This is a genomic window from Blautia wexlerae (assembly GCF_013300825.1).
In the GTDB taxonomy this organism is placed as follows: domain Bacteria; phylum Bacillota; class Clostridia; order Lachnospirales; family Lachnospiraceae; genus Blautia_A; species Blautia_A wexlerae_B.
This window is the reverse complement of record NZ_JAAIMY010000106.1, coordinates 1-393: the sequence shown is the minus strand read 5'-3', so window position 1 is coordinate 393 and position 393 is coordinate 1. Positions and strand designations below refer to the sequence as shown.

Sequence of the window (393 nt, the reverse complement as noted above, 5' to 3'; positions counted from 1 at the left end):
CAAAAATTAAACAGCGAGTTATCCGAGCTGCTCAACATTTTGCCAAATACCGAGGAACTGCTTTCCAAGATGGAAGAACAGAAAACGAAGATAGAACTTTTGGAAAACGAAAATCAGCAATGGCAGAAATTGGCACAGAATCTGAACAGCGAAAACAGTTTATTGCTGAAACAGAACACCGAATTGCTGAACTGGAACAGCAAATAAGGAAAGGACGTGATATAGATGAACGAATCCAGAGAATCAAAGAACGCCGAACAGTTGGAAGAACTTCTGCTCTTGACCGAGGAGATACAAGAAGAACTGGAACAGAAAGACCAGCTTATCGTGGAACTGAAGACGCAGCTCAGCGAATCTCTGACCTTGAACGAGAAATTAAACAAAGAGAACAGA

Annotated in this window: 1 pseudogene; it reads left to right on the top strand. The window is 41.5% G+C overall.

The features are described from left to right. Window positions 1-393: pseudogene (locus G4417_RS16630) on the top strand (conjugal transfer protein); the annotation flags it as partial.